Raw genomic sequence first — 25,347 nt, forward strand, 5'->3', positions numbered from 1 at the left:
TCTAAGCAAATCGTCTCTAAAAAATGTAGTTCCGAGATTGTTTTGGTCTTTAGTCCGAATCGATACCGGACGATAACTAATACGACATAACTAAATCCGGGGAATCCATTGGATTCTCTAAAATGTGAAAAATAGAAACGACAGTCATACTATTCGGAGAATTCTTATGAGCAGATTTAAATCTATATTCGATCGCGCGAGACGCACCAGTTACCTGAAAGAGAGTTGGAAAGAAGAAGAGTGGTACGCTACCTTGGCGGACCGACCGGGAATCGAAACCAAAATTCCTTTCTTTAAAAAAGAAGAGGAAAATAGAATCCAAGTCGCCGTACTGAGCAGATGACACCGGAAGAAAAGGAAACTCTTTTTAAAAGTCTGGAGCAAATCCTTCGGGCCTTGCAATCCTCCCAAGGAGGAGGCGAATATAAGATCGTCCTATATTCCATTCCGATCGTAGGAATCATATTCGGCTGTGTTCTCCTTTTTTTCCTATTCTTTTGGTGGTACCGCCAACGCATGGCGATCATTAAAGCCGGACTGTATAAAAAGGAACCGTTCGATCTCAGGCTTTATTCTTTTTTCCTCGGATTGGTTCTGACCTTCGTCGGGATCGCCCTTTCCGTTTCGTTCATTCTCGTCTTAGGAAAATCCCTCGCAATGATCGGAGGATTGGTTCCTTTGGGAGCGGGCCTCGGGTTACTTTGTTATTATAAATGGTCGCCGAAATCTTGAGCAGCAGACATGAGCGCCCGCCGGTTTCCGTTACCGGTTCGTAAGAGCTGAATCGATCTTTCATGAAACACCCAGAGCCTATCGTTTGCGATCCTGCGGACTGGGCTTGCATTCAAAAAGTCCTAGCCGGAGATTACGATTCGTTCGAAGAGCTAGTCCTTCGATACGAGACCTTGGTGTATTCCCAGGCCAGAAAAGCGTTCCGTAACGAGACTGAGGCGGAGGACTTTACTCAGGATGTTTTCTTAAAGGCCTTTGAAGGTCTGTCGACGTTCAAGGGAAGGGCAAAATTCTCAACTTGGGTCTTTTCCATAGCGAGAAACGAAATCATTCGCAGATACCGCAAGGATCACCCGGAAATAGAGGCTTCGCTCGAAGGCGTTTCCGCGGAATCCAGTCCGGATTCCAGCTCGACTCAGGAATCGAACCTTATGGAAAAAGAAACGAATGAAAAGATCCGCTCCCTAGTGGACAAACTCCCTGAATTGTACAGAAAACCGATTTCCCTACATTACTTCGAGAACATGTCCTATAAGGACATTTCGGAAAATTTGAACTTGAAAATGAACACTCTCAAGAGTTATATTTTCCGTGGGAAGGAAATACTCCGAGAATGGTTGAAAAAGGAAAATGAAACCGGAAAAGACTGATATTCCTCCCGATTTAAAGCAGCAATTGGAACTATTCCTGGATCCGGGAAGCCAGAATCCGGATGCGATTTCCGTGCCTCCCGAACTTAAAAAAAGGGTAATGTTACACCTGATCCATTTGAAACATCTTCGTATCATTCTGATCACGACCCTGCTTTTGGCGTTTTCCCCCCTGACTGCCCTTCTCTTCACGGATTGGAATTTCCTTTTACAGGCGGGAATCCTGCATGGAATCCTAGCTACCAGCGGACTTCTATTCCTTCTTTTCGCCGTCCTGATCGGGATTTATCTTGTCCAAAACAAGAGTCCTTATACTAAGGAATGGAAAAACAAGCTCGGGTTCGACGAATGAAAAAAGTCCTCATTACCATCGCCGCGATTTTAGCGGTATCCCTCCTATCTCCGATTTTCGCGGAGGAAACGAAAACTTCGTTAACGGCCAAAGAATTTCTCTCCAAGGATTTAGATTCGGTCTTTCCGATCATCCAAGGATTGAAAAAGAAGGATGCGGATATTCTAGTTTCCCAAATTCGGGAAGAAGCCAGAAAATCCTGGCCCCAGGCGGACCAATTCTACTTCCTGATCAACCATTTGTCTACGATCAGCGCGATCGAAGAAGAGCAAACCAGATTAAAAGGCTTACTTTGGGTTTATGTTTTAGCACTGGCTCTATTTTGCGGGTTCGTAGGTTACGTACTCTATCGCCAAAGAAAATTGGTTCGGGAACTGAACGAACTACTCAAGAACCGCTGATCTACCGGAAACATCGCCGTTTTGTGATCGGTTTTTCGGTCCAAAATTCCTTTGTTTACTGGTTGTCATAGAAAGAGCGTCCGTAATATCCTTTTTCCGAGGATTGTAATCGTTACGTAAACTTTTTGTAACCCCTTTCGGAGAATCTGATGGAATGGAACCTATCCAATTGCAAGGATCCTCTTCCCCTGAACAGGGTAAAGTTCCCCAAAAGCGTAGAAAAAAGAGCTTCACCGAATTTATGAAAAATGCTTCCGGCAACCCAGGTCAAAAAATCCTAGTAGTGGACGATGAGGAAGATATAGCTGATCTTATTAAGTTCCATTTGGAAGAAAACGGATACCAAGTCGACACTTGCCAAAATGGACTCGAGGTCCTTCCTAGAATAGAAAAGAATCTGCCGGATCTGATCGTTTTAGATCTCATGCTTCCGGGCATAGGGGGAATGGACCTATGCAAGCGCATCAAGGAAAAATACGTTCTACCCATCATCATGGTTACGGCGAAGTCCGGAGAAACCGATGCCGTCCTCGGACTAGAACTGGGCGCGGACGATTACGTTCGCAAACCCTTCTCCACCAGGGAATTGGTCGCGAGAGTTCGTTCCGTATTGCGCAGATCCGGTGAAGCGGAGGAAGAACAGGAATTCGAGGGGAATATCAGCGTAGGTAAAATCTTCCTGAATCCCAAGGCCCACAAGGTTTTCATAGACGAAAAAGAAATCGATCTGACTTTGATCGAATACAAGATTCTTTATCTTTTCATGACGAATACCGGCGTCGCCTTTACCCGGGATAAACTTCTGGATAAAGTATGGGGAAAGGACATTTACGTTACGGATCGCGCCGTTGACGTCAATATCAAGAGACTTAGAGACAAACTCGGAGACGAGAAAGAGAGGTTGGAAACTATCCGAGGCATCGGTTACAGATTCAATGAGGCGTAGTTTATTTTCGAAACTTCTTTTAAGTAACTGGCTCCTTCTCATCATCCTAATGGCGGTAGCCGGCGTCGTCCTGTTCGTAGAAGACATCGTCCACCCCGATCTGAAGATCCTACTCTTTTCCTTTTATATCCTCTTGGCCATGTTCGGCACGTTCTACGTATCGTATTCGATCGCTCGGAGCGTCACCCAAACCCTCAACCAGATCGAAAAAAAAACAGGCGAAATCAACGCCGGAGATTTTGGGTCCGAGCTGAGTCTTCCCGAAATCCGGGAATTGGCGGATTTAGCCGTTTCCATCAATCGGATGTCCGGACGTTTAAAGAATCAGTTCGTGGATCTTACTATAGAAAAGGAAAAATTCGATTCCGTCCTTCAAAACCTAAAGGAAGGAGTCTTTTCCGTGGATTTGGAAGGCTCCATTCTATTTCAAAACCGGAGTATCCCGAATTCGTTGATAGAACCAAACTCCGCTTCTAGAAAGATAGAAGATGCGGTAAAGGACGAAAGACTACTCGAATTCATCCAAAAAAATCTGGACGGTAAAAGCGAACCCAAGATCGAATTGGACTTAAGTCAGAATTTTTACGCGATCAAGATGTATCCGCTCAGAACGAACGGAAACGTCCTGATGTTCATCGGCGTGATCCGCAACATCACCGAGGAAAAACAATCGCATATCATCCGAGAACAGTTCGTTCAAAACGCATCCCATGAACTGAAGACCCCGATCACTTCGATAAAAGGATACACCGAAACGTTACTGGGCAGACTACGTTTAAAGGAAGATAGCCACGAAAAGAAATTCCTGGACGCGATTTCCAGAAATACGGATCGAATGGTCCGGATCGTGGAAGACATGTTGACGATCACGAGGATAGAGAACCAAACCGCAATCGCGAGAGGAGAGGAATTCACTCTTAAATCGCTAATGGACAATCTATCCTTTACCGTTGACGGAGTCGTCTCTCCTAAGGAGCAGAAATTTGTCGTGGAAATGCCGGAACCGATCACGGTTTCCGCGGATTGGGTTCTCCTAGAACATATGCTTTTGAATCTGATCTCGAACGCCTCCTCCTATTCACCCGACGGAAAAACGATTACGTTAAAAGTGGTTAAATTCGGTCGCGACAACGTCAATTTCCAAGTAAAGGATCAGGGTATAGGGATCAAGGACGAGGATAAGGAAAGGATTTTCGAACGTTTTTTCCGGGTCGATAAGAATAGATCCAGAAAGGAAGGCGGAACCGGCTTAGGACTCTCCATCGTAAAGCATATCGTTCGTCTTCACCACGGCACGGTTAAGGCATTCGACAATCCCGAAGGCGGAACGATCTTTTCGGTTACGATTCCGACCGTATATTCGGATAAAGTGGACGTATAAGCGCCAAAACCCGCTCGCTTCATTCATATTGCGCTTTTCGAAAAATCCGGGAACGGAGAGATTGAATTTTTTTAACAAGAAACGGCTAGAGGTCGGAAATGACGTATCCAAAGGGGTTTTCCGCGTTCGGAACGAATATCGGTATTAAGGATAAGACCAAAGACTTCGGCGTAATTTATTCCGAAGTCCCCTGCAAGGCTGCTGCGGTTTTTACCAAAAATAATTTTCCAGGCGCTCCCGTCATCGTAGGTAAGGAGCATATCAAATCCGGAACCCTACAAGCGATCGTGATCAACTCCAAAAATTCGAACGTGGCTACGGGAGAAAAAGGAGTGGAACATTCTCGCTCCATTTGCCGAGAACTCGGTGCCTCCTTAGGAATTCCGGAAACCTCCGTACTTCCTTCCTCTACCGGAGTGATCGGAGTTCCCCTTCCGATAGAGATCATTCTGCCGGCTTGCAATCGGGCAAAATCCATGTTGAAACCGGACAATTTGGAGGAGGTCGCGGAAGCGATCATGACTACCGACACCCGTCGTAAAACTTCGACTCGAAAAATCAAATCGGACCGAGGTGAAGCCGTGATTTACGGTATGGCCAAAGGTGCCGGAATGATCGAGCCGAATATGGCCACAATGCTATCCTATATTCTGACGGATGCGGAAGTAGAGGGGGATCTTTACGAAATCCTAAAAGACTGCGTCGACTCCAGTTTTAACTGCCTTTCCATCGACTCGGACACTTCGACGTCGGACACAGTTGCTTTGTTATCCAACGGCCTAGCTGGAAAAGTCGACTCGCTGGATTTCAAACGAGCGCTTCTTGAAATTTGCATCGATCTGACCAAGGAAATCGCCAGGGACGGGGAAGGCGCCACGAAATTGATAGAAATTCGGATCCGGAAAGCGAAAGACGAATCTCAGGCCAGAAAAATCGGCAAATCCATCCTCAACTCTCCGTTGGTAAAAACGGCGATTTACGGAGGCGATCCGAATTGGGGAAGATTAGTGATGGCGGTCGGGAAAGTTTTTGACGAACCGATCCGATTCGAAGGTTTAGAAATCTATTTCGGAGGACTTTCCGTTAAAGGCGCGGACGAGGATACTCGTAAAAAATTATCCGCCTACCTGAAAAAGAATTCCGAGATCGAAGTGGATGTGGTATTGAATACGGGGCATTACGAGATGAAATTCTGGGGTTGCGATCTCACCGAAGGTTATGTCAAAGAAAACGCCTACTATACGACCTGATCGAAACCAATTCACTCGATAATACCGTGAAAGCCTTTTTTTCGGACCATAGAATCGCATCCGCAATCATTACGATACTCGTGAGATTATTCGGAGTGATCGCTGTTCTTACCGCATATGAAATCTGCATCAATTTCCTACCTAAGGAGATCGAATTCGTTCGGGAAATCGGCGTGCTTACTAGCCTTATTTTCGGGGTTTTTGCAGTACTCCCTATGCAGGAAAAAATTGCAGGCTTTTTAAAAGTTACGTTCGTTTCCGAATATCTTAGCAACGATCCCGGTTCCTCCAGAATGGCTCATAGACGTTTCGATTTGGAAGGGTTGATCAGAAACGTTTTTCCGGAGTTAGTTCGTTTAACGAATAGCAATTTCGGAAAACTTGCGGTCTTAAGGAACGATCTAACCTACTACGATCTTTACACTTATGCTCATAAAAAACAGAGAAAAGTAAATACATTAGAGGGGATTAACCCAAGGTCTCCGCTTTTAAAGTATATTCTGAGCAAAAGATCCGGGTCCATCATAGGAGAACCCGATCAGAACAACGTTATTAACGAGGATTTCGTAAGTCTTAGGGCGAATTTTATCCTACCGTTCGTCTTCCGGGAAAAACTCTTCGGTTTCTTAGCGGTTTCGAATATTCCGAAAGACGATGTCAGGCACGAATTGGGTTTCTTGGCGGGCAAATGCGCGTTGGCGGTCCACAATCATATTTTATCCTCGCAGATCGCGGAAAATAAGAAATACAGAAAAGAATTCGAAAACGCGGGCAAAATCCGAAGATTTCTGGAACCCACCGAACCTCCTCTAATAGGAAACACGAAAATAGACCTGCTTTCTCGCGAACCGGGGGAACTCCTGGAATTCTTCCAATCGGAAACGGAGGATTTTTATTTCGTATTCCTCCGTTTGAGCGTCACGAATGCGGTTTCCGTCCTCGCGCTCTGTTATATTCTAGGAACCTTATATGCTTCCCGTATGCGCGGAGAGACAAAGGATCTACTTCAAATCAAGACTCTTGTCGAGGAAAATCTGAAAGAGATTTCCTGGACGGAAAGATACGATCTCGCCGTCGGGAAGGTGAGTAAAGCGGATCGAAAAATCTCCCTGCGTATCGTCGGGAAACATTTTAGAATGTTCAAAAATTCCAGTCCGGAACGGAACTTAGCCTCCATCGGTTGGGAAAACGTGGAAATTCCCGAGCAGGATCCCTTGTATCTGGCTTGGAACGAAAGAAAGATCCTATCTTTTCAGGAAATCGGAGTATCGGCGTGAGAAATATTCTTCTCGTTCTGGTCTCCGTCATTCTCTTCGGAGTGTTTCTATTCGCAGGACTCTTGAAATCCTCTTCTAAAGAGTCCAGGTTACCTTTTTATTTTTATCCGAACGGAGTGATCGCCTTAGCGAACGGGGAATATTCCGACCTGACGGGCTTACGGATCGATCTGTTAGAGTATGAAATCGCCCGTAAGCTTAAGGAAGACGTCGGAGAAACGACACGATTATTCCACTTTTACGGAAAGGATAAAAGCGTTTCGAAAGAAGTACCGTTTATATTCAGATCCGCTCTGGATGTGCTCAGAGATTTTTCCATAGATATCGTTTTATCCCTGCTGTATTTTTCTGTCGCGATTTGGTTCTTTTTTTATACCAGGGATTTATTTATTTTCCTGTTATTCGGATCCTTCTCCGCTCTGTTTCTATTCAATTTCTTCTTACTGGCGTTCCAGGATTTCGCCTTCCTTTTCTTTTTCTTCTTTTTCTTCGGCGGATTTTTGATTCTAGACGTATCCTATCGGTTACGAGGAAAAGAAATTCCTTCCCGTTGGTTCGCTCCGCAAATTATTTTTTCCATCGTCGCAGCTTACGTCGGAGCCTCTCAAAAAGGGAATCCGGATCTTTTTCAGTCGCTTGCCAATGCGGGAATCCATTTCAACGCAATTGCCGCTTCCATTTGTATTCTCCAATTAGTCTTCCATACGTTCCGGAATCCGACGCAATTTCAGGCAGTGTTCAAGAAACTTTGTCTCGTGCTGGCGTTTTTTTTAGCCACCATTGTTCCGTTCCTCATGACGAAAATAGACTCCTTGCAGGCCTCCACGATGATACGCTCGTACCTGATCTTGGCGTTTTTCATGTTTCCGCCTTTGGTAATTTACGGAACTTATACATATTCCCTCGTTCCCGTCCAGATCGCCTTCAGCTCCTCTCTTACGTCGATTTATTCTATCCTGATTCTGACCTTCGGATATTTATTCGGTTTGGAATTCTTCGTCAGATGGAATCCCGAATTCTTAGGAGCCCATCAAAACGAATGGAATCTATTCTATGTGGTTCTGGTTGCTTACTTTCTGAGTCCTTTGAACAATAAACTGTTTCATTGGGTGGACTATTGGAGCTTTCGCAAAAACCCGAAACTTCATACCGCTCTCGAGGAACTTTCCGTAATGATCGGAGCCCCTATCTCTATGCGGGCAACCATCAACAACCTAATCCGTAGGTTGGTAGACGCTCTGGAGGTACACAAACTCCAGGTGCTGATTCCGGCGGATAAATTTCCTAGAACCGACTTGAGAAACATAAATTTCGTTAGGATCCCTTTCGGTTCCGAAATATGGAACTATTTTGAAAACCATACCGAAGTGACGGTGACTTCCCATCTCGCGTACGGCCTCGGAATCCGCGAATCAGTGTTTAAGTTTCTGCAACAGATGGGCGTCCAACTCGCCTATCCGCTCTTCGATTTCGAGCAAGGAAAAGAGGTAATCGCCGTATTCCTAGTGGGAGAAAAGCGAAGTCATAGGAATTTTACCATCGGAGAGCTTAGATTCCTTAAGGAATGCACCCGCTTGGCCTCCCTTTTGATCCGGAATTACAGCCTTTTAGTGGACGAAGTGGAAAAGAAAAGGATCGTTCGCGATCTAAATATGGCTTCCATTCTGGACAAGACTCTGCACTTACCTGAATTGGAGACGATACGTCAAACAAAGGTCGGGTACTTTTCCATACCGGCCGTCGGAATTTCCGGAGATTATCTGGATATACTCAGGATCGACGCGAGAAGACAGCTTCTCTTCTTGGGAGACGTATCGGGACATGGACTAGGCTCCGGTTATCTAGTCTCCGCCGTACGAGGTATCATTCGCCGCTACTTGAATGAATCACCTTCGATCCCGCAAATTTTTCAGGCAATCAACCTGTTCTTAATCGAAAGATATAGAGGAAGCGAGTTCATGACTTCGGTTGCAGGCATCTACAACGCTTCGAACGGAGCTTTTTCGTTCGTGAACGCGGGTCATACGTCGCCGATTTGTATTCGAAAAGGTGGAAAAATAGAACTTCGAACCGAAACACAGAGGGTTTTAGGAGTTCTACCTACCGATTATAAGCTCTTAACGATACATTTGAATCCCGGAGACAAGTTAGTATTGTTCACCGACGGAGTAACGGAGACCTTTAACGATAAAGATGAGATCTTTGGAGAAGAAAATCTTCTGAAATTATTATCGATGAACCATCACTTGGAAGCACAAGAGCTAGCGAACCTAGTAAGAAAAACTCTAGAAGAGTATCGGAACCATAAAGAGACTAGCGACGACGTTTCTTTTGTCTGCTTGGAAGTGTCTGAGTAAGAATCTCTTTCACTCAAATCAACATCTTAAAATTTTTTTCGTTAAAATAATTAAAATACTTTACAATGAAAAGTTAATTGCTTAATTATGTCCCTATCCAAGGGCTTTCTTGATCTCTCGCAAAGTACGGAGGTCTGAAAAGTTCAAAACAATGGAGGACGTCAATGGTTGCAAAAAAGAAAGCAGTCAAGAAAGCAGCTAAGAAAAAAGTAGCAAAGAAAAAAGCTGCTAAGAAGAAAGTTGCGAAAAAGAAATAACTGACTTCGACAACATCTCCTTTTATACTTTTTATAAAAGGAATGAAGCTTAAAACCCGCTTTCTAAGCGGGTTTTTTCTTTTAAAGCCCTCGCAAAGCGTCTCTCTTTCTTAGTTCGCACGGATTTTTACTGCATTTTGTTGTAAAAAGGCAACAGAGAAGGTTGGATTCTCGGAATTCCGGAAGTACTTTCTCTATTTTCCTCCTTCGCGCATCACAATTTAAGATGATGAAGCACGTCTTTCATCTCTTCACGGATATCCGGAAGGGAATTTCCGTAATTCTTAATCGAATTCGCCTTACCTTCGGCCGTAATTTCGAACAACCTATACTCGTTGGAGGTGTGTGAAGACTTTTCTAGTTTGAAAAACTGAATCGCTTTCTTGGAAAACCGGTTATATGCGGTGAATTTATGATAATAAAACCCTTCTTTTTGCGGACTCACCGGGTACGGAGTATAATATTCCGCTCCCAAAACCAGAATATTCGGAGTTACGGACACGATTCTTGTCCAAGTGGCGAGATTGAGAGGATAATTTTCCTCTAAAAAGGTCTTCTTATAACTCTTTTCCCAAATTCGGAGAATTTTACTGCGGATCTCATCCGCTTGTTTCGGACGCGCCAATCCGTTCAGACAAATTTCATAAAGGGAAAGTAAGGCCAAAGATTCCGATTTTCCGCTCTGTAATTCCTTTTGGGTCAGCTTTTTAGCGGTAATAAAATCTTCCGAGTAGATGTTTTCCCAGATTTTTTCCAGAACAGCGGAGTTTTTTCCCGAATCTTCCGGTAATAACTCCCCTAGATTCCCGAAAAAGAGTCCGAATGTAAGAGCCAACGACAGGATCAGAGAAAAATTTCTCCATTTGTATTTCTCCGCCAAACTTACGAGAGAGACAAACGGATTCTTACCGGGCAACGGGCTCCATTCGAACATAGGAAAGCGATTCACACGACCGATTTGCGTTCAGGATCATGGATCCAAACCGGAAGATCTTTTTCCCAGAGAGCCAAGAATTCTTTCGCTCCCTTTTCCTGGATCACTTCTCTTTCTTCTTCCGAAACGGGTAAGAGGGTTAAAAATCGGATCGGTCGTCCGTTTTCCGCGACGAGACCGGCCAAAGGAGGATGCCCCGCCTTAGCATCTAGCTCCTTGAATAACAAAGACGTAAACGTGACATGGAGCGCTTCCGGATCTCTTCGACTCATCGAAATCGTATGTCCATGACCGAACCATTTTCCCATACTCCAAGGATACCGAATGATTTCTCCGATTTGGTGGGGGACCCAACTTTCCGATCGATCTTCATCGGAAACTTTCACGGCGAAAAGAAGCTCCGTCCTAGCATAATCCTCGTAATCTTTTCGGTACAATTCCACGCCAGGCATGTTTTGAGAGCTCATACCGAGTGTTGCGTAGATATATACGTCGGGCAAAAGATTCCAGCGAAAGCGTGCGATTCCCAATTGCGGGAATTTTCCCCCGTCTGCCGACCAATACTTATCGTGATTCCCGAAAATATTTTCCAGAAAAGACAGGCGGAGTTCCTGCACTTTTTTCCAAACATTGGGAGAAGAGCGGAATTCCCAATGCGTTCGGTCTTGGCGAATTCTGTCCGGAATCGTTCCGAATTCGGAGTTCCCTAAGGGATAGGCCGTCAGGGCTTCCGTCTTGGCAAACTTTGAATACCCGTGGAAATCCTTCACGCCTGACCAAGGAGGAAGATAAGCGACGAGCTCTTCCCGATAAAAAAATGCGACTCCGGTCCCTTCTTCCGTCCAGATAAAATGGATCTCCTCTTCCTGGAACGGCGCAATAGGAGAAGAATCTAAAACTTCCTCTTCAGCCAGCACAGGGGGCAACCCGGAACGTAATTCCTCTTCGGTACGGAACTTTGGGGCTTGGATTCGGTTGCATACCCAGACGGATTTCATGGAGAAATCCGGATTCTCTTCGGCCTGGAGATAAAGATAAACCGTTCTGCCGTCGTCCTCTAAAAACGCGGTAAAGGAACCGTAGGGGTTCGCTTCTTGGTATAAAATTTTCGGCTCCAAGATTTCCTTCATCGGATCGGGATTTCCACGGTTCGCTTTTGGAAGTCTTGCAATAAAGTCTGGATCTTTTCTTCCATGCCCGGCTCGAAAAGAATATCAGGGAAATATCCGCTCGCATTCAGCAAACCGGTAAGCTCGATTTGGTTCCATTTCTGATAATTTCTCAACGAATCCCATACCATCAACGGCACGGAGTTCCCTTCTTTTTTGTATCGAATGAACATATTTACGGTTTGAGTAGGGGTGAATGAGGGATTCTTCACGTCTATAACCTCGAATACGTCCATTCTCCCTAAAAGAAGGGAAGATTCAAGTCGGTTACTGCAATTTATAAGAGGGGAAAAAGAAACGAGCCGGGGCATCCTTTCGCCCGGCTTTCCTACCGAAAAGTCAACGATGGAGGTAGTTGCTGAGTGGCTCTACGAGTACTCTCTCGCGATTTTTCCTTTCCTTATATTGTTCGAAAAGGATCAGCGTGAGAGCTGCCGTTAAAAAAATCGTTTCCATGTACTGTATTGACGGAGGCAACGAAGGGAATCTTACTTTTCGATTCTACTTTTGGAAAAAAATTTCAGAAGTCCTCCGGTTTTACGGATTCCAATTCCGCCACTGCGGAAATACGGTAAGAAAGTCCGTAATCCTTTCGGATTATATGGAAGGAACTAAGAGAGAGCGTCCTTTGCAGCCTGTTTTATCGCTTTCAAAAGTCGATTTTTTAACGGCTCAGGAATCCGAGCGGAAACTTCCAGAGTGTGAACAAAAATCTCCGCAGCAAGATCGATTACCTCGGTCATCTTGACGTCGTTTTCTCTTGGAATGGAAAAGGATTTCTTCTTGCCGGCCCCTTTCGAGCGCAGTTTCCTTACGGTTTTTTTCGTTGCCTTCTTCTTTTTAGCGACCATAGAGCTCACGTCGGGATGAGGGTTCGCATCTTAACTTCTCCCCTCCGACCTTCCAGCAGGATTTTAGTCTTTTTCCAAAAAAATTCCCAAAACCCGATAGCTCTCGATTCCGATGGCGGGAAATTCCAGGTTTTCTCGCTCTTTATCCGTATGCGGAATACGAATTTCTCCCTGTTTTTTCCATTTTCCTTCCGTTTCGGAAACATAGAAAAAACGGGAATATTTTCTTAGATCCAAACAATCCTCGACCTTTTCCCAATGCGCCTCTAAAGAACGAGAAGTTTCGATTTCTTTGGTATTCGGAACGAGAATCTCATCCTTTCCGAGAAAGGTTCTGATTTCTCCGGTACGTATATTTTCTGCCGTAATGAACAAGGAACGCGTCTCCCTACTACAGGAATGAAAAATTTCGGAAACGGTTCTCGCTTTTTCCTTTAAAATTATGTTCCGGAAAGAATCCGGCCCTTTTCTTTTAGACGTAGCATGGAAAGTCTTGGTTGTAGCTTTCGGGCAACCAAAACCGCAATTTTAAATTCGCCCGAATCATTTACAAACTCAATTCTTTTTCGTCAAATCAGGACGAATTCGGATTTTTTTTGAATATTCTGTTTTTTTAATCGAATATTTTTCGCAAGACGAACGATCGATTTAAGAAAGGATCGCTTTCCAGCGGCGTCCTTCCCTTTCGATCCGGACTTTCGTTTTGTCGTATTCTAAATGATCTCCGGTTTTAATGAGGCTTCCGTTTTTCTCGTGCAGGTTCGCGAGAAGAAATCGGTTCTCCTCGAATTTCACCAGCGCAAGCGAGTATGGCGGCTTCCAAGGAAATCCGGGATTCATGTGTACCGTCGTTGAGGACCAGATCACTCCTGTTTCACCCGAATCTGCTCCCGGTCGATTTAGGAAAAGAGGATTCAATTTAGGCGGTCGGGACTTTCGATTCGATTTTGGACGTTCGCTCGTAAATAATGCGGCAGAATTAATGCTGTCGATTCCTCCGTTCCCTCCAAGTAAAGAAACGCTAGGAAAGACGGGTTTTTGTCCCTCGATCGATCCGGAGTCCGCATACAAACCGTATTGATAAGCGATGTCCACAAGTCCGGTCGCAGCGGAAACGGACATAGCCGCCTGGTAATTCAAAATTCCTCCGAGTAGATTGATCGGGATTTCTTTCCCTTTGGTTACGGAAATCTTCCCCGTGCGCAAGGATCGGGCCGTTTCCTTTTTGGAAAGTTGAAAGTATTCGGAGGCTTGCAGGATTACCATTCCGGTAAAACAGTCGTAGATCCAGGCGTATTCCAATTCTTCACGTTCGTATCCGGAAGAGGAAAATAATTTTTCTCCGGTATTCGTCGCGGGAGTTTGAAAACCGCCCTTTAGGATGAAATACTCGCTATGTGCAGTATGAGCTGCTCCTGCTAGATAAATCGGATGAAGGTTTTTTCGGATCCAGCCTTTGGATTTCCATTCCTTTGCTTTTTTTTCGCTCATGAGGAGAGTCGCAAAACCGTGGTCCGTAACGATCGCGATCATAGGAGAAGGATAAGGGTCCGCGATGTTGCGGGAAATTTGTTTTTCCGTGATTTCCTGGCCGAACTGATAAGCGCGAGAATTGTGTAGGGCGTTTTTTCTGAAAGTTTTCGTGATTTCGACAAGATCCTCCTGAAGGATCCGTTCTTCAAACATCATACGCTTCATCAAAAGCCCGTACATGGAAATCAAGGTCGCACCGTTGTCCAATTCGTATTCCGGATGGCAAACGGTCTCGTTTACTCTCTTCAAATCGGAAACTTGTTTAAACGCCGATTTCGGAATGTCCGAAGCTGCGACAAGTACGACTGCATCAGGATCGGATAGGAGAATGGAACGAGCTTGTCCGATCGCTCCGGTGACACTTGCGCCGCCCAGATCGATACAGTGTGCTCTCATGCCCGTAAAGCCCAGCTCGTTCGCGATGCGTACACTGTGCCCGTATCCCTGTTTCCCCAGAGAAGCCGGCTCTATACTTACGAAATCCGTGATATTGCTCGCAAGAATTTCCTTTTTTAATTCCAGAAAATCCAGTAATCGATCCAAGGACCGTTTATAATGATTGAAGACCTTTCGATCGTGATTCCATTCTTTATATTCAGATTCGGAAAAATCCCCGACGACACTATCTGCTACACCTAAGAGGACCGGATAATTCACTAGCTTCTCCTAAACCGACCCTTCGACTTTTGCCGGAGGAATCACTTTACATTCTCCTTTGCCGATGATCTCGCCTTTTTGATTCGTCCATTCTATATTCATGGAAACCGCTTTCAACCTAGGAATCTTTTCCTTCACTTCTACCTTACAGGTGATCGTATCGCCGGGAAATACCGGCTTTCGGAATTTTGTGAGGGTCTCCAAAGCAACGGTTCCAAGCCCGGGAAGCTTCATTCCAAGAACCGGCGCGAGTAAGGAGGCGGCCAATCCGCCGTGAGCAATCCTCGTTCCGAAGGCGGTGGTCTTAGCGTATTCCTCGTCGACGTGCAACGGATTAAAATCTCCGCTGATTCCCGCGAACAAATATATATCCGTTTCGGTTATCGTTTTGGTAAACGAAGCGGACTCTCCGATGGAAATCTCATCAAAAGTCTTTCCCTTTTGGTACATCAAATTTTCCTAATCCATTTTTAATTTTTGGGCCTAAACTTTAGCTGCCCCTAAAATCCGAGACTTCAGGAACTCTATACAATCCTGCACCTCGGCTTCCACCGTATCCAAATCGTAAAATCGATACAGGAGTTCCTTGGTCTTTGCAGGGTCTAATTCCTTCAGAAAAGGGACGTTTTTTAGGAATTTAGTTCCCGCGAAGAAAGCTAACAAACGAAGATCCCGCCTGCGATCCTCGGAAGCATATTCCGAATTGGATTGGACCGCATCCCAGAGACTTAATTGAAGTACAGCGGTAAGTACTAGTAGGTCCGCGAACGCAAACTCCCAGACTTGTTTTTTCTTTCGATCGGAATTCTTTCCGATGGAACGAATCAAGTCCTTTGCCGCAGACAGGAATTGTCCCTCGGCGGAACTCTCCAATTCTTTCTCCGCCTTTTTTCTAATCTCTTCCGAATAAGCCTGTTCCAGCACGCCTATGAATTTTTCGTAACCCGCATAGGTGGAGGATACGATACTCCTCTGAATCTCGGACGTTCCTCCTCCGATCGTACCCAACTTAACATCCCTGTACAAACGACTTACTGGGCATTCTCTCATATAACCCATACCGCCGAACAGTTGAACGGCTTCGCTGGCCATCTCCTCTGCAGTTTCCGTCACGAAGATTTTTAGCGCCGAACTTTCCAGCGGAAGGCTTGAAGACGGATCGCTGTCCTTTTTATTTGCAACGAAATAGATCAGTCGCCTGGACGCGCAAAGATAAATCCAATTTCGCGCTAGCTTTTCCTGAACAGCATAAAAGGAAAGGATGGGTTTACCGAACTGGTGCCTCTTCCAAGCATAATCCAAGCCCGCTTCTAAGGAAAACTCCATGCCGCCCGGGACCGCCGCGACTAAGACGGTGCGTTCCCATTCCAAAGTCGCCTTTCCAATCCTGAGAAAACCGGAATTCAAAGGACCGAGCAAATTTTCGTCCGGAACAAACATATCCTGAAAGGAAAGTTCAGCAGTTGTAGAAGTATTGTGTCCGAGTTTTTTTAGAACCTTGCTGACCTGAAATCCCTTCATATGAGATTCCACAATAAAAGCGGAAACACCCATAGGCCCCCTGGATTTTGTGGTCCGAGCCATGATAATGAAAACTTGACCTATAGGTCCGTTCGTAATGAACATCTTATTTCCGTTGAGTATAAAACCACCGTCTACCTTTTGTGCGAAGGTCAACATTCCTGCGGCGTCGGAACCGGAATCCGGCTCGGTCAATCCCAAACCGGCAATCCACTCCCCGGTGGCAAGCTTAGGAAGGTATTTTCTTTTTTGGGATTCCGTTCCCTGAAAAAGAATCGGAAGAGTTCCGATGATCATGTGCGCTCCCCAAGACAATCCGAAACCTCCGTCCAAACTTCCCGCATTAAACGCTTCCTGAGCGATGCAACATTGAAGACAAGTTCCTCCCTGACCTCCGTATTCTTCCGGCACTGCCAGACCCAGAAGTCCCATATTTCCCATTTCCTTCCAAATATCGTCCCCCCAAGTTCCGTGTTCGTCTCTTTCTTCGGTACTGGGAAAAGCTTTTTCCTTGGAAAATTTTTTGACCGTCTCGTAAAATTCGAGATCGGAAGCATTCAAATATGGATTTAAAATCATTATCTTCTCCTATGCCGTTCAACTCTTGGTCAATTCGGCGACTTCTTTTTTAAAACTTTCTAATATTTCATTCCGTTTTATTTTAAGAGTTCTAGTCATTTCCCGATCCGGATCGAAGGGTCTGGGAAGAATGTAAAATGCATTCTGCGGAATGATTTCGAAGGACTTAAATCCGTTCTTTCGGGAGATTCTCGACGAGATTTCACTCCTAAAGATCTCCCTCAAAGCTCGATTATTATCCCAATCTTTAGTATCAGTCGGAAGGTCTGAAATTTCAGTCCTTAATTTTTCGAAATCCGGCACAATCAATGCTACCAGATGTTTCGCCTCGTGCCCAGTAACTAAAACTTGGTTGATATACGGGGAATTCAAGAGCTGGTCCTCCACAGGTATAGGCTCCACGTTTTCCCCGCCGGCCAAAACGATCGTGTCCTTTGCCCTTCCAGCAAAAACCAATTCGTTTCTGTAATTAAACCTCATGATGTCTCCCGTATCGAAGAATCCGTTTTCATCGAAGACGACAGCATTCAATTCGGGGCGTTTATAATATCCCAAAAGAATCTGACGGGATTTGATCCAAAGATTTCCCTTACTGCCGGGAGGCACCGGCATCCCGAATTCGTCTTTGATGATACATTCATAACCTGCAATCGGGGTTCCGACCGTACCGGGGGAAGGTTGCTTGGGTTTTCGAATCGAGAGAACCGCGGAAGTTTCCGTCATTCCATATCCTTCCAAAACGATGAATCCGATCGCAGAAAGAAACTTATCCACGACGGAGGGCAAAGCACTTCCTGCCGAAACGGAGACCCGCATTCTTCCGCCAAGAGCGCTATGAATTCCGCTGAAAACGGCCATCGCGCCCAGCTTTAACGGGGAAATTACGATCAAAATAAGGAAGGCGAAGGCTTTTCGCAAAACGTTAAAGAGAATATTCGGTTTTTCTATCGCGAAGTCGTACCCGAAAACGATCGCCTTATACTCGGCCCAGATCATTCCGATCGAAAGGAAAAAATGGAACAGCCCCCTTTTTAGGGCAGACTCTTTGGCGACCTTATTCATAATTCCGTTATATATGGATTCCCAAATTCTGGGAACCGACGGGAATAAGGTCGGTTTGAAATCTTTCAGATCTTCCTTTAAATTCGCGATGTTAGAAACTAAAAAGCTGGCTCCTAGTTCGAGTATGACATATTCGATGGCCCTTTCGAACGCATGCCAGGGGGGCAAGAGCGAAACACCGGAATCCGTTGATTCCAGCTCTACGAATCCGATCACCTTTTCGACGGCAGAAATCCAACCCGTCTGACTCAACATGACACCTTTCGGAGCTCCCGTCGTACCCGACGTATAGATTAGAGTCGCCAACTCGTCGGGACTTTTTTCACCGACTCTCTTTTTGATGCACTCTGGATGGGCAACCAGGTATTTTTCTCCCCTGGAGACCAACTCGCCCACACTTTCCGAACCGTATTTCAATTCTCCTAAATCATCTTCCAGCACGAATACTTTCGATAAAGTGGGAAGTTTATCCTTTAAAGAAAGCAGCCTTTGTTTGTCTTTTTCCTTTTGAACCAACGCATATCTACTTTCCGAATGGTTTACGATATAAAGAATATCCTCTTCCACCACATCCGTTCCCCGAGGAACGGAGACAGCGCCGGAACTTATGATCGCTAAATCACCGAGAATCCAATTACAACTCGAGTCGCATAAGTACAGGATCTTATCGTCCTTCCGTATGCCTTCCTCCAAAAAACCGGCGATCATACGATCCACGAGAAATTTGATCTGGGAGTAAGTCCTCCCGCTCATTCCTAACTTTGTTCTCTTTAAAAAACTTTGCTTTTCGGGGAATCTTGCCGCCGCGCTTTCCAGCATCCCATAAAAATTCTTTTGACCCTTTTCCAAAATCCCTCTGAACGGCGGACGGTGATTTCGAACCGCCTAGGACGGAAACTCTACTTTGAGGGAGTGTCGCTTCAATTCATTTTTGACTCTTGGCACAAATACCATATCAAATGAACATATGTTCACCTAACGGCGATCGCAAAAATATAAGTGGTTTATAATGTTATTCGGGGGCTTTGGATCCGATCTCGAATTCGCTCAGGCAGGAAGGGCAAAGACAATCGTCGAATAAAAGGCGAAGTTTAGATAAGGTCAAGTCGCTCAATTTCGCGGAATCGCACCAGCAACCTCCTTCATCTGCTCTACACCCAAAGGGACGAAAGCACTTGGAACACTTCTTCTCCGCCATACTTAGGAGAATACGATATCGTTTTGTCTTAGTAAATCCAGAAATTCGCCTTCGGAAACGATTTGGACTCCCAATTCCTTTGCCTTATCCAACTTGGAACCTGCACCGGGTCCTGCCAGTAAATGAGTCGTTTTGGAAGAAATAGAGCCCACTTTTTTTCCGCCGTAATAGACGATCAAATCCGTCGCCTTTTCCCTAGGTTGAAAATGCTCGAAAGAACCGGTTACGCACCAGGTCTGACCTGCAAAAGGTTGTTTTTCCGACTTTGCGACAGGATCGGCTTTCATTTTCAATCCCGCTTTCTTTAAGCGTTCCAATAGTTTTAGAATTCTTTTATCCGAGAAATTTTCAACGATCGCTTCCACGGTGGAGGGGCCGATCCCGGGAATTTCCATTAGCGCTTCCGATTTTCCTTCTCCTTTTACCGCTTCCACAATGGAATCCATGGATTCATATCCGTGTTCGATCAATAGTTCGGCGACCTTAGGACCGATTTCCCTTAATCCTAGAGATGAGAGAACGAATCGGAAATCCTTCTTTTTGGATTCCTCTATCCCTTTCAAAATAATGCCGACGCTCTTTTCGCCGTAGCCTTCTTCTTCTAAAAGATTTTCTTTATGCTTTTCCAGTTCGTAGAGGTCCGCAATATTCTTAATATATTCGTTGTCGTAGAGAAATTCGATCTGCTTTTCTCCGAGTCCTTCTATATCCATCTGCTTCCGGGAACAGAAAAATATGATTCCGTTTTTTACACGATCCGGGCAATCCGGATTCGGGCAAAATCGATCCACGGAGTCTTCCCTTTTTTCGGTTTTGGTCCCGCAGGAAGGGCAGACCTGAGGAATTTTAAACACTTTCTTCCCGGGAACAACGACTTCCTCAACTGCGGGAATGATTTCTCCACGTTTGGAAATCCGGACGACGGCGCCGATCCCGACTCCGAGTTCGTCTATATAATCCTGATTGTGCAAGGTCGCGTAAGTGACGGTGGTACCCGCAAGATTGATCGGTTCGATCTGCGCTCGCGGGGTGATTTTTCCGGTCCTGCCTACGGCGTAATCTATTCCGACGATCTTACTTTCCTTCATCAAAGCGTCGAACTTGAACGCCCGGGCCCATCTAGGCGAATGAGAAGTGTAGCCGAGAGACTGCCTCTGCGCCAAGTCGTTTAACTTGATCACCAATCCGTCAGTAGGAAATCCGAGTTTTTCTTTTTTCTTTTTAAACTCTTGGATCGTAGCCGCGACTTCATTCCCGGAAACCAACTTCGAATCAGGCGGGACCGGAAATTTCAAAGCCTCTACCCGATTCATAATTTCCGCATGGGTTTTAAATTTCCGTTTCGGATCGGGAAAAAACGCGTCGTACGTGAATATTCTAAGCGGACGTTTTGCCACGTCCAAAGAGCTTTTCTGTTTCAAAGAACCGGAAGTTAGATTTCTAGGATTCGCATAACGTCCTTCGGACATTTCGTTGAATTCCTCGAATTCCGAATAGGTCATATACACTTCTCCGCGAAGGTATACGGAAACTTTTTCCTCCAACCGCAACGGAATGCTTCGAATCGTACGAATATTATCGGTAACATCGTCACCGATCCCGCCGGTTCCGCGAGTCACGCCGTTTGCAAGCAGCCCGTCCTCGTAATAAAGCATGATGGAAGCTCCGTCTATCTTCCATTCCACCGAATACAATCCATCCGGATCCGTTTTTCGAATCCAATCCAGGATTTCCGCCTCGTTATACGTATTCTCCAGGGAAAGAACCGGCAATTTGTGTGTGAATTTTACGAAATCCTTTTCTAAATCCGAACCGACGGTAAGAGTGGGACTCGCCGGATCCATCATTTCAGGGTAGGCTTTTTCCAGATCCTGAAGGCGACGGAACATCTTATCGAATTCGAAATCCGAAATCGAAGGCTCGTTTTTTACGTAATACAGGTATTGATGATGTCTGATTTCCTTTTCCAGACTGCGTATTTCTTTTTCCGCTTTTTTGATCGGAGGAGCGGAAAAGGTCGGCACGTTCGAATCCTGAACAGGGGCGGTTTTCTTTTCGACTTTCTTTTTCGTTTGCGCGGAAGTCTTCTTGGATCCTCCGGCTGCTTTTTTGGGCGGCATAGCGAATTATAATTTATTAATATTGGCCGATACTGACTTTCATATAATCCATCGGATCCGTGCGGTTGGATTCCCCGATCCAGACTTCGTAGTGCACGTGGGGTCCGGTCACGTTTCCGGTCGCCCCCAAAGTGGCAATCAGTTGTCCTTTATAAACAACGTCCCCCTCCTTAACTAAAAGTCTGGTGCAATGTCCGTAAAGGCTATAATAACCGTTCGCGTGTTGTATCACTACGTGATTTCCATAACCTCGCGGGGAATGGATTGCCCTATATACCCTCCCGTCTCCGGTTGCATAAATCGGAGTATTCGGAACATTCGCCAAGTCCACTCCGTCATGGAATTCCATATAACCGAAAGTAGGGGAACGTCTCATACCGTAATAGGAAGTCAGATTGTAAGACGTCAGCGGTTCTCCGAACGGAAGGGCGTTCATGATTCCGTATCGGGAATCCAAAAAATCGTAAACGGAATCCGCAAGATTCCTGTTTTTTTCCATCGAGACTCTTACGGAACGATAGCCGTAAATTTCGGAGAGATAGGAACGCCCTAACATCAAATCCTTATCGGCTGTCTCCTCCGATTTCAGCTCCGTAAAGGCTATATTTTCGATATCGGATTCGTCGGGAAGTTTCAATAACTCTTCGGATTGTCCGTCGACCAAAGAATGTATCTCCTGGAGATTTTCGGTTAAGTTAGTAAAATCATCCCGGATATCGTCCAGCTTCTCGCTATATTCTATATATTCGTCGAAATATTTTCCGTATACCGACGCGAGAGCGTTGATTTGGATACGAGTATTATTATATTTTACTATACCTAAAACCGCGATACCCACTATGGAGAAGAGCAGTCCGACCAAAAAGAAAATCGTAAAAATGGAAATCTGAAAATGAAACGATTTATCGAAACCGTGCGGGATCAAAAGGACGGTTAATCTTTGATGACCCTTCTCCTTAACCTGGTCGATGCGTTTTTTAATCATCTTTTCCATGGCCGAAATCCCCTCGTAAGAAGGATTTCGGCTAGGAAAAATCGGGTCAAGTGGAAACTAGATCCAAATGGATTCCGTACTTCGGTCTTAATGTGACTAAAGGCTCCATGACTACGGGCTTTTCCGTATTCAGGCGGAATCGAAACGATTTCGCGATCAAAGCCAAGACTAATACCGCCTCGGTTAAGGCAAAAACGTTACCTATACAGACCCTCGGACCTCCCCCGAAAGGCATATATGCGTTTTTAGGCCGCTCCTTCAATTTTTCCTCCTCGAATCGATCCGGATCAAAAGAGTCGGGGTTTTCCCAAAACTCCGGATTTCGGTGCAAATTAAAGATGCAGATCGAAATATTCGTACCTGGCGGAACATCGTATCCTCCAAGCCGATCCCAATCCATCGCCCTCCTCTCTATCACCCAAGCGGGAGGATAAAGCCTCAAGGTTTCGTCCACGACTCTTCGCGTATACGTAAGGTTTTGAATATCCTCTAAAGAAGGGGTTCGATCTCCTAAAACTCGAATCGATTCGGCACGAATTTTTTCGTACGCTTCCGGATGCTGAGACAAAAGATAAAAGGCCCATGACAAAGCATTGGCGGTCGTTTCGTGCCCCGCAAGGAGAAGTGTGATGGCCTCGTCTCGAATCTGGATCTCGCTCATGCTTTCGCCTGTTTCTTCATCCTTCGCATCCAAAAGCATGGATATGATATCGTTGGAAGGTTTCGTCTTTCTTTCTTCGATCAATTCTTCCACGATCGAATGCATTTCCCGAATCGAATTTTTCAATTTGATATTTCCGGGAGTAGGCCAATGAATCGGTGCGGGAAATAGTTTCTTGATCCTCTTGGTAGTCAGCTCTAAAGCGATCGTCAAAGCGGCTTCGATCCGACCGGAATAAGAGGTAACTTCCGTTTTAAAAAGAGTTCTTCCTACGATCGCAAAAGTCAAATGCATCATTTCTTTGGAGACATCCAATGAAGGTCTCGATTTCCAATCGTCGATCATCCGATTCGTTTCTTCCGCCATCACTTCTACGAATTCCGAAATTCTTTGGCGATGAAACGAGGGTTGGATCAGTTTCCGTTGTTTTTTCCAGAATTCCCCTTCGCTGTTCAATAACCCTCTTCCGAGGATTCTGCCCAACTCCCTATAAAACACACCCTTATGATAGTTTTGGTTGTTCTCCTGCAAAACCCGTCTTATATCCTCGGGTTGAGTGATCAAATGGATCGCGATTTGTCTGATTCCGAATCTTACGGTTTTGCCGTATTTTTCGTGTAACATCCTAAAAAAGCCGATCGTATCCCGGCTTAAGAAAGGCAGATAACGTAATGCGGGAATCCCGAAAGTTCCCGGAGGAAGGTGTACCCTTTTTTCCGGACCTGTTTCCTGTAAAGAAAGCACTGGATAAAACTCCCCGTCCGAATTCGGACGTTTTCTCGAATTTGTCACCCAACCAATCCGAGCTTAAAGAGTCTATAGCGGCAGATGAAAGTTCAAACCTGCCTTTTCTCGAAGAGAAAAAGCTCCGACCGAACTTATCTTTGTTCGAAGGAAGTTTCTATCAGCGTATCCACATCCGTAAGACGAGAATTCGGTAATTGTTGGTCTTGGAATTCTTCGTTCCCTAAATCCGGAGTCTGCATGCTAGTCTCGGCATCTTCATAGGTTCCTTCGATTTGTTCTTCCACCCAAACCTGCCAATTCGTTTGGCTGGGCTCCCCCGCGGGACGGACCAAAATGGAAGAAACCGCAATTACACCTACGGTAAAGCCGCTCATTGTAATCGCTGCAATCCATCGGATTCTGGACGTTCTCCTTTTCTGGAAAACCAAGCCGGACATTTGATCGTTCCAGCTTTGGCTTTCCAGGCGGCGAGCAATCTCGTCTTCGAGTCGAACTTTATCTTTTTCGTCCATCGCTCTTATGAATCGCTCCTATTCTCTAGCTTTCCTGAAAAAAAAGTTTTTTCAGCATCTGCTTTCCGCGGAAGGATCTGGATTTTACCGTTCCTTCCGGGATACCGAGTTTTTGGGCGATTTGTTGTTCTTTATATCCTTCCGAAACCAAGGCAAGGACCGATTTGTATTTCCAAGGAAGGTTGGAAATCAGATCCTTCAATTCCAATTCGGCACCGGTTTCATCGAATTCCTCTTTAGGATTCAGTATGGAATCCAGGACGACTTTCTCTTTCAGCCTAGAAGCTAGATTCGCCTGGCGAGTCCTCTTTTGGTTCATGCGCAAGGATTCGTTGCGCGCGATCGTATATAACCAGGTGCTATGCGAAGATTCCCCCCTGAACTTGTTGGCCGCCAAACTTTTGTAGGCGCGGATATACGTTTCTTGGGCGACGTCGTCTATCGAATCGTAAAACTCCTCGTACAGGTTTTTCTTTATTGCGGAGAGCACGATGTGCTTTGTCGAATCGATAAGAAGGGCAAATTCTTTTTGTTCCATGGTTTTTTTCCTCAGTGAAGGAACCCCGGTAGGGGCAATACAATTCTTTCGGGAACGAATAAGTTCAGGGGGAACCCGGGAGCTTCCCAATGCTCTTCGGGCAGGGCCAAGGACTCCTTTTCCTTCCCCCGCTTTCTCTGCTCTGAGGTTAACACCCTTTCGATCGCGAGCCGATGAGCGATCTGGTTCATCCGTATTTCGGACGTGTATTTCCCGATCGATTGTATAAGAACCCGAATCTTGGTTAGATCGGGGTTTTCCTCCATCAACAGGAGCTCCAGCTCAACCTGCTGCGGAGAGAGCAAACGGAGCCATTTTTCATGCTCCTTCTTATATTTACGGTTTATTCTCGCTATTTGTTCGAGCTGAGGCTCGGTAAGAGTATAACGATTTCTTAAGGATTCTATATCTCCGAAGACGAATCCTGCGGCCCTTTCTTGTCGGAAAGTAGAACCGGTACGAGTGGAATTCGAAAAATTGACGGACTTGGTTTTTACGAATTCTTCCGCGAAGACTTCGAAAGGAAAAATCAGGCTTACAGATATGAAGAGAGCCAGCATCCAATTTAGGTACCGCTTGTATTCGATTCCAACCATGATTTTCTCTAAATAAGACCCCATGCTGCTTCCGGCGTTTCCTAAGATCGACCGTAAAATCTCTATTTTCGA

General features: G+C 45.4%; 26 protein-coding genes. 10 read left to right on the forward strand and 16 right to left on the reverse strand.

Annotated elements, in window-relative coordinates; genetic code table 11:
* The first annotated feature begins 166 nt into the window (after positions 1 to 166).
* The 10 genes from EHO60_RS17090 to EHO60_RS04465 all read left to right on the forward strand — a co-directional run bounded on the left by EHO60_RS17090 (position 167) and on the right by EHO60_RS04465 (position 9,346).
* Positions 167 to 343 (forward strand): LIMLP_16695 family PerRB-regulated protein, encoded by a 177-nt coding sequence (locus tag EHO60_RS17090; protein ID WP_167880154.1) that lies wholly within the window; start codon positions 167 to 169, stop codon positions 341 to 343.
* On the forward strand, positions 340 to 732 hold the full coding sequence (locus EHO60_RS04425; RefSeq protein ID WP_135766960.1) for a hypothetical protein: 393 nt from the start codon (positions 340 to 342) through the stop codon (positions 730 to 732). Before EHO60_RS17090 ends, EHO60_RS04425 begins: the two co-directional genes overlap by 4 nt.
* A gap of 62 nt (positions 733 to 794) precedes the next feature.
* Complete coding sequence (locus EHO60_RS04430) at positions 795 to 1,382, forward strand: RNA polymerase sigma factor (RefSeq protein WP_135766961.1); 588 nt, start codon at positions 795 to 797, stop codon at positions 1,380 to 1,382.
* Positions 1,363 to 1,734: a hypothetical protein gene (locus EHO60_RS04435; protein WP_135766962.1), complete on the forward strand. Its 372-nt coding sequence runs from the start codon at positions 1,363 to 1,365 to the stop codon at positions 1,732 to 1,734. Before EHO60_RS04430 ends, EHO60_RS04435 begins: the two co-directional genes overlap by 20 nt.
* Positions 1,731 to 2,135 carry a hypothetical protein gene (locus tag EHO60_RS04440; RefSeq protein ID WP_135766963.1) on the forward strand — a complete coding sequence of 135 codons (405 nt, stop codon included), beginning with the start codon at positions 1,731 to 1,733 and terminating at the stop codon, positions 2,133 to 2,135. Before EHO60_RS04435 ends, EHO60_RS04440 begins: the two co-directional genes overlap by 4 nt.
* A 241-nt stretch (positions 2,136 to 2,376) precedes the next feature.
* The gene (locus tag EHO60_RS04445) at positions 2,377 to 3,081 is read left to right on the forward strand and encodes a response regulator (RefSeq protein ID WP_135767947.1); all 705 of its coding nucleotides are present in this window, start codon (positions 2,377 to 2,379) and stop codon (positions 3,079 to 3,081) included.
* A complete protein-coding gene (locus EHO60_RS04450; protein ID WP_135766964.1) occupies positions 3,071 to 4,462 on the forward strand; it encodes a HAMP domain-containing sensor histidine kinase in 1,392 nt (463 codons plus the stop codon). Before EHO60_RS04445 ends, EHO60_RS04450 begins: the two co-directional genes overlap by 11 nt.
* 98 nt (positions 4,463 to 4,560) lie before the next feature.
* Positions 4,561 to 5,712, forward strand: a complete 1,152-nt coding sequence (gene argJ, locus EHO60_RS04455) for a bifunctional glutamate N-acetyltransferase/amino-acid acetyltransferase ArgJ (protein WP_135766965.1) — start codon at positions 4,561 to 4,563, stop codon at positions 5,710 to 5,712.
* 26 nt (positions 5,713 to 5,738) lie between these two features.
* Entirely contained in the window at positions 5,739 to 6,989 is a 1,251-nt protein-coding gene (locus tag EHO60_RS04460; RefSeq protein WP_135766966.1) for a hypothetical protein, read from the forward strand.
* Positions 6,986 to 9,346, forward strand: coding sequence for a PP2C family protein-serine/threonine phosphatase (locus EHO60_RS04465; RefSeq protein ID WP_135766967.1), 2,361 nt, complete (start codon positions 6,986 to 6,988; stop codon positions 9,344 to 9,346). The genes EHO60_RS04460 and EHO60_RS04465 overlap by 4 nt, the downstream gene beginning before the upstream one ends.
* A 471-nt stretch (positions 9,347 to 9,817) precedes the next feature.
* Here EHO60_RS04465 and EHO60_RS04470 read toward each other — a convergent pair whose 3' ends face one another.
* The 16 genes from EHO60_RS04470 to EHO60_RS04545 all read right to left on the reverse strand — a co-directional run bounded on the left by EHO60_RS04470 (position 9,818) and on the right by EHO60_RS04545 (position 25,299).
* Positions 9,818 to 10,537 carry a hypothetical protein gene (locus tag EHO60_RS04470; protein WP_425460281.1) on the reverse strand — a complete coding sequence of 240 codons (720 nt, stop codon included), beginning with the start codon at positions 10,535 to 10,537 and terminating at the stop codon, positions 9,818 to 9,820.
* A gap of 11 nt (positions 10,538 to 10,548) precedes the next feature.
* Positions 10,549 to 11,667: a suppressor of fused domain protein gene (locus tag EHO60_RS04475; RefSeq protein WP_135766968.1), complete on the reverse strand. Its 1,119-nt coding sequence runs from the start codon at positions 11,665 to 11,667 to the stop codon at positions 10,549 to 10,551.
* Positions 11,664 to 11,918, reverse strand: a complete 255-nt coding sequence (locus EHO60_RS04480) for a hypothetical protein (RefSeq protein WP_135767949.1) — start codon at positions 11,916 to 11,918, stop codon at positions 11,664 to 11,666. Before EHO60_RS04480 ends, EHO60_RS04475 begins: the two co-directional genes overlap by 4 nt.
* 399 nt (positions 11,919 to 12,317) lie before the next feature.
* Positions 12,318 to 12,557 (reverse strand): hypothetical protein, encoded by a 240-nt coding sequence (locus tag EHO60_RS04485; RefSeq protein ID WP_135766969.1) that lies wholly within the window; start codon positions 12,555 to 12,557, stop codon positions 12,318 to 12,320.
* Positions 12,558 to 12,620: 63 nt separating this feature from the next.
* Positions 12,621 to 12,932, reverse strand: a complete 312-nt coding sequence (locus EHO60_RS04490; RefSeq protein WP_135766970.1) for a hypothetical protein — start codon at positions 12,930 to 12,932, stop codon at positions 12,621 to 12,623.
* Positions 12,933 to 13,205: 273 nt separating this feature from the next.
* On the reverse strand, positions 13,206 to 14,747 hold the full coding sequence (locus EHO60_RS04495) for a thiolase C-terminal domain-containing protein (RefSeq protein ID WP_135766971.1): 1,542 nt from the start codon (positions 14,745 to 14,747) through the stop codon (positions 13,206 to 13,208).
* A gap of 9 nt (positions 14,748 to 14,756) precedes the next feature.
* Positions 14,757 to 15,197 (reverse strand): MaoC family dehydratase, encoded by a 441-nt coding sequence (locus tag EHO60_RS04500; protein ID WP_135766972.1) that lies wholly within the window; start codon positions 15,195 to 15,197, stop codon positions 14,757 to 14,759.
* 33 nt (positions 15,198 to 15,230) lie between these two features.
* Positions 15,231 to 16,847 (reverse strand): acyl-CoA dehydrogenase family protein, encoded by a 1,617-nt coding sequence (locus EHO60_RS04505; RefSeq protein WP_135766973.1) that lies wholly within the window; start codon positions 16,845 to 16,847, stop codon positions 15,231 to 15,233.
* An 18-nt stretch (positions 16,848 to 16,865) separates the two neighbouring features.
* Positions 16,866 to 18,728 carry an AMP-dependent synthetase/ligase gene (locus EHO60_RS04510; RefSeq protein ID WP_425460268.1) on the reverse strand — a complete coding sequence of 621 codons (1,863 nt, stop codon included), beginning with the start codon at positions 18,726 to 18,728 and terminating at the stop codon, positions 16,866 to 16,868.
* A 193-nt stretch (positions 18,729 to 18,921) separates the two neighbouring features.
* Positions 18,922 to 19,107 (reverse strand): cysteine-rich CWC family protein, encoded by a 186-nt coding sequence (locus tag EHO60_RS17375; RefSeq protein ID WP_135766975.1) that lies wholly within the window; start codon positions 19,105 to 19,107, stop codon positions 18,922 to 18,924.
* Between the two features lie 2 nt (positions 19,108 to 19,109).
* Positions 19,110 to 21,227, reverse strand: coding sequence for an NAD-dependent DNA ligase LigA (ligA, locus tag EHO60_RS04520; protein ID WP_135766976.1), 2,118 nt, complete (start codon positions 21,225 to 21,227; stop codon positions 19,110 to 19,112).
* 16 nt (positions 21,228 to 21,243) lie between these two features.
* Positions 21,244 to 22,221 carry a M23 family metallopeptidase gene (locus tag EHO60_RS04525; protein ID WP_135766977.1) on the reverse strand — a complete coding sequence of 326 codons (978 nt, stop codon included), beginning with the start codon at positions 22,219 to 22,221 and terminating at the stop codon, positions 21,244 to 21,246.
* Positions 22,222 to 22,267: 46 nt separating this feature from the next.
* On the reverse strand, positions 22,268 to 23,674 hold the full coding sequence (locus EHO60_RS04530; protein WP_246028136.1) for a cytochrome P450: 1,407 nt from the start codon (positions 23,672 to 23,674) through the stop codon (positions 22,268 to 22,270).
* Between the two features lie 86 nt (positions 23,675 to 23,760).
* Positions 23,761 to 24,141, reverse strand: a complete 381-nt coding sequence (locus tag EHO60_RS04535) for a hypothetical protein (RefSeq protein WP_135766978.1) — start codon at positions 24,139 to 24,141, stop codon at positions 23,761 to 23,763.
* A 25-nt stretch (positions 24,142 to 24,166) separates the two neighbouring features.
* Positions 24,167 to 24,679, reverse strand: a complete 513-nt coding sequence (locus tag EHO60_RS04540) for an RNA polymerase sigma factor (protein ID WP_135766979.1) — start codon at positions 24,677 to 24,679, stop codon at positions 24,167 to 24,169.
* 11 nt (positions 24,680 to 24,690) lie between these two features.
* A complete protein-coding gene (locus EHO60_RS04545) occupies positions 24,691 to 25,299 on the reverse strand; it encodes a hypothetical protein (RefSeq protein WP_246028137.1) in 609 nt (202 codons plus the stop codon).
* Between the last annotated feature and the right edge of the window lie 48 nt (positions 25,300 to 25,347).

Origin of the sequence: Leptospira fletcheri, from assembly GCF_004769195.1 — a bacterium.
GTDB classification, from domain to species: Bacteria; Spirochaetota; Leptospiria; order Leptospirales; family Leptospiraceae; genus Leptospira_B; species Leptospira_B fletcheri.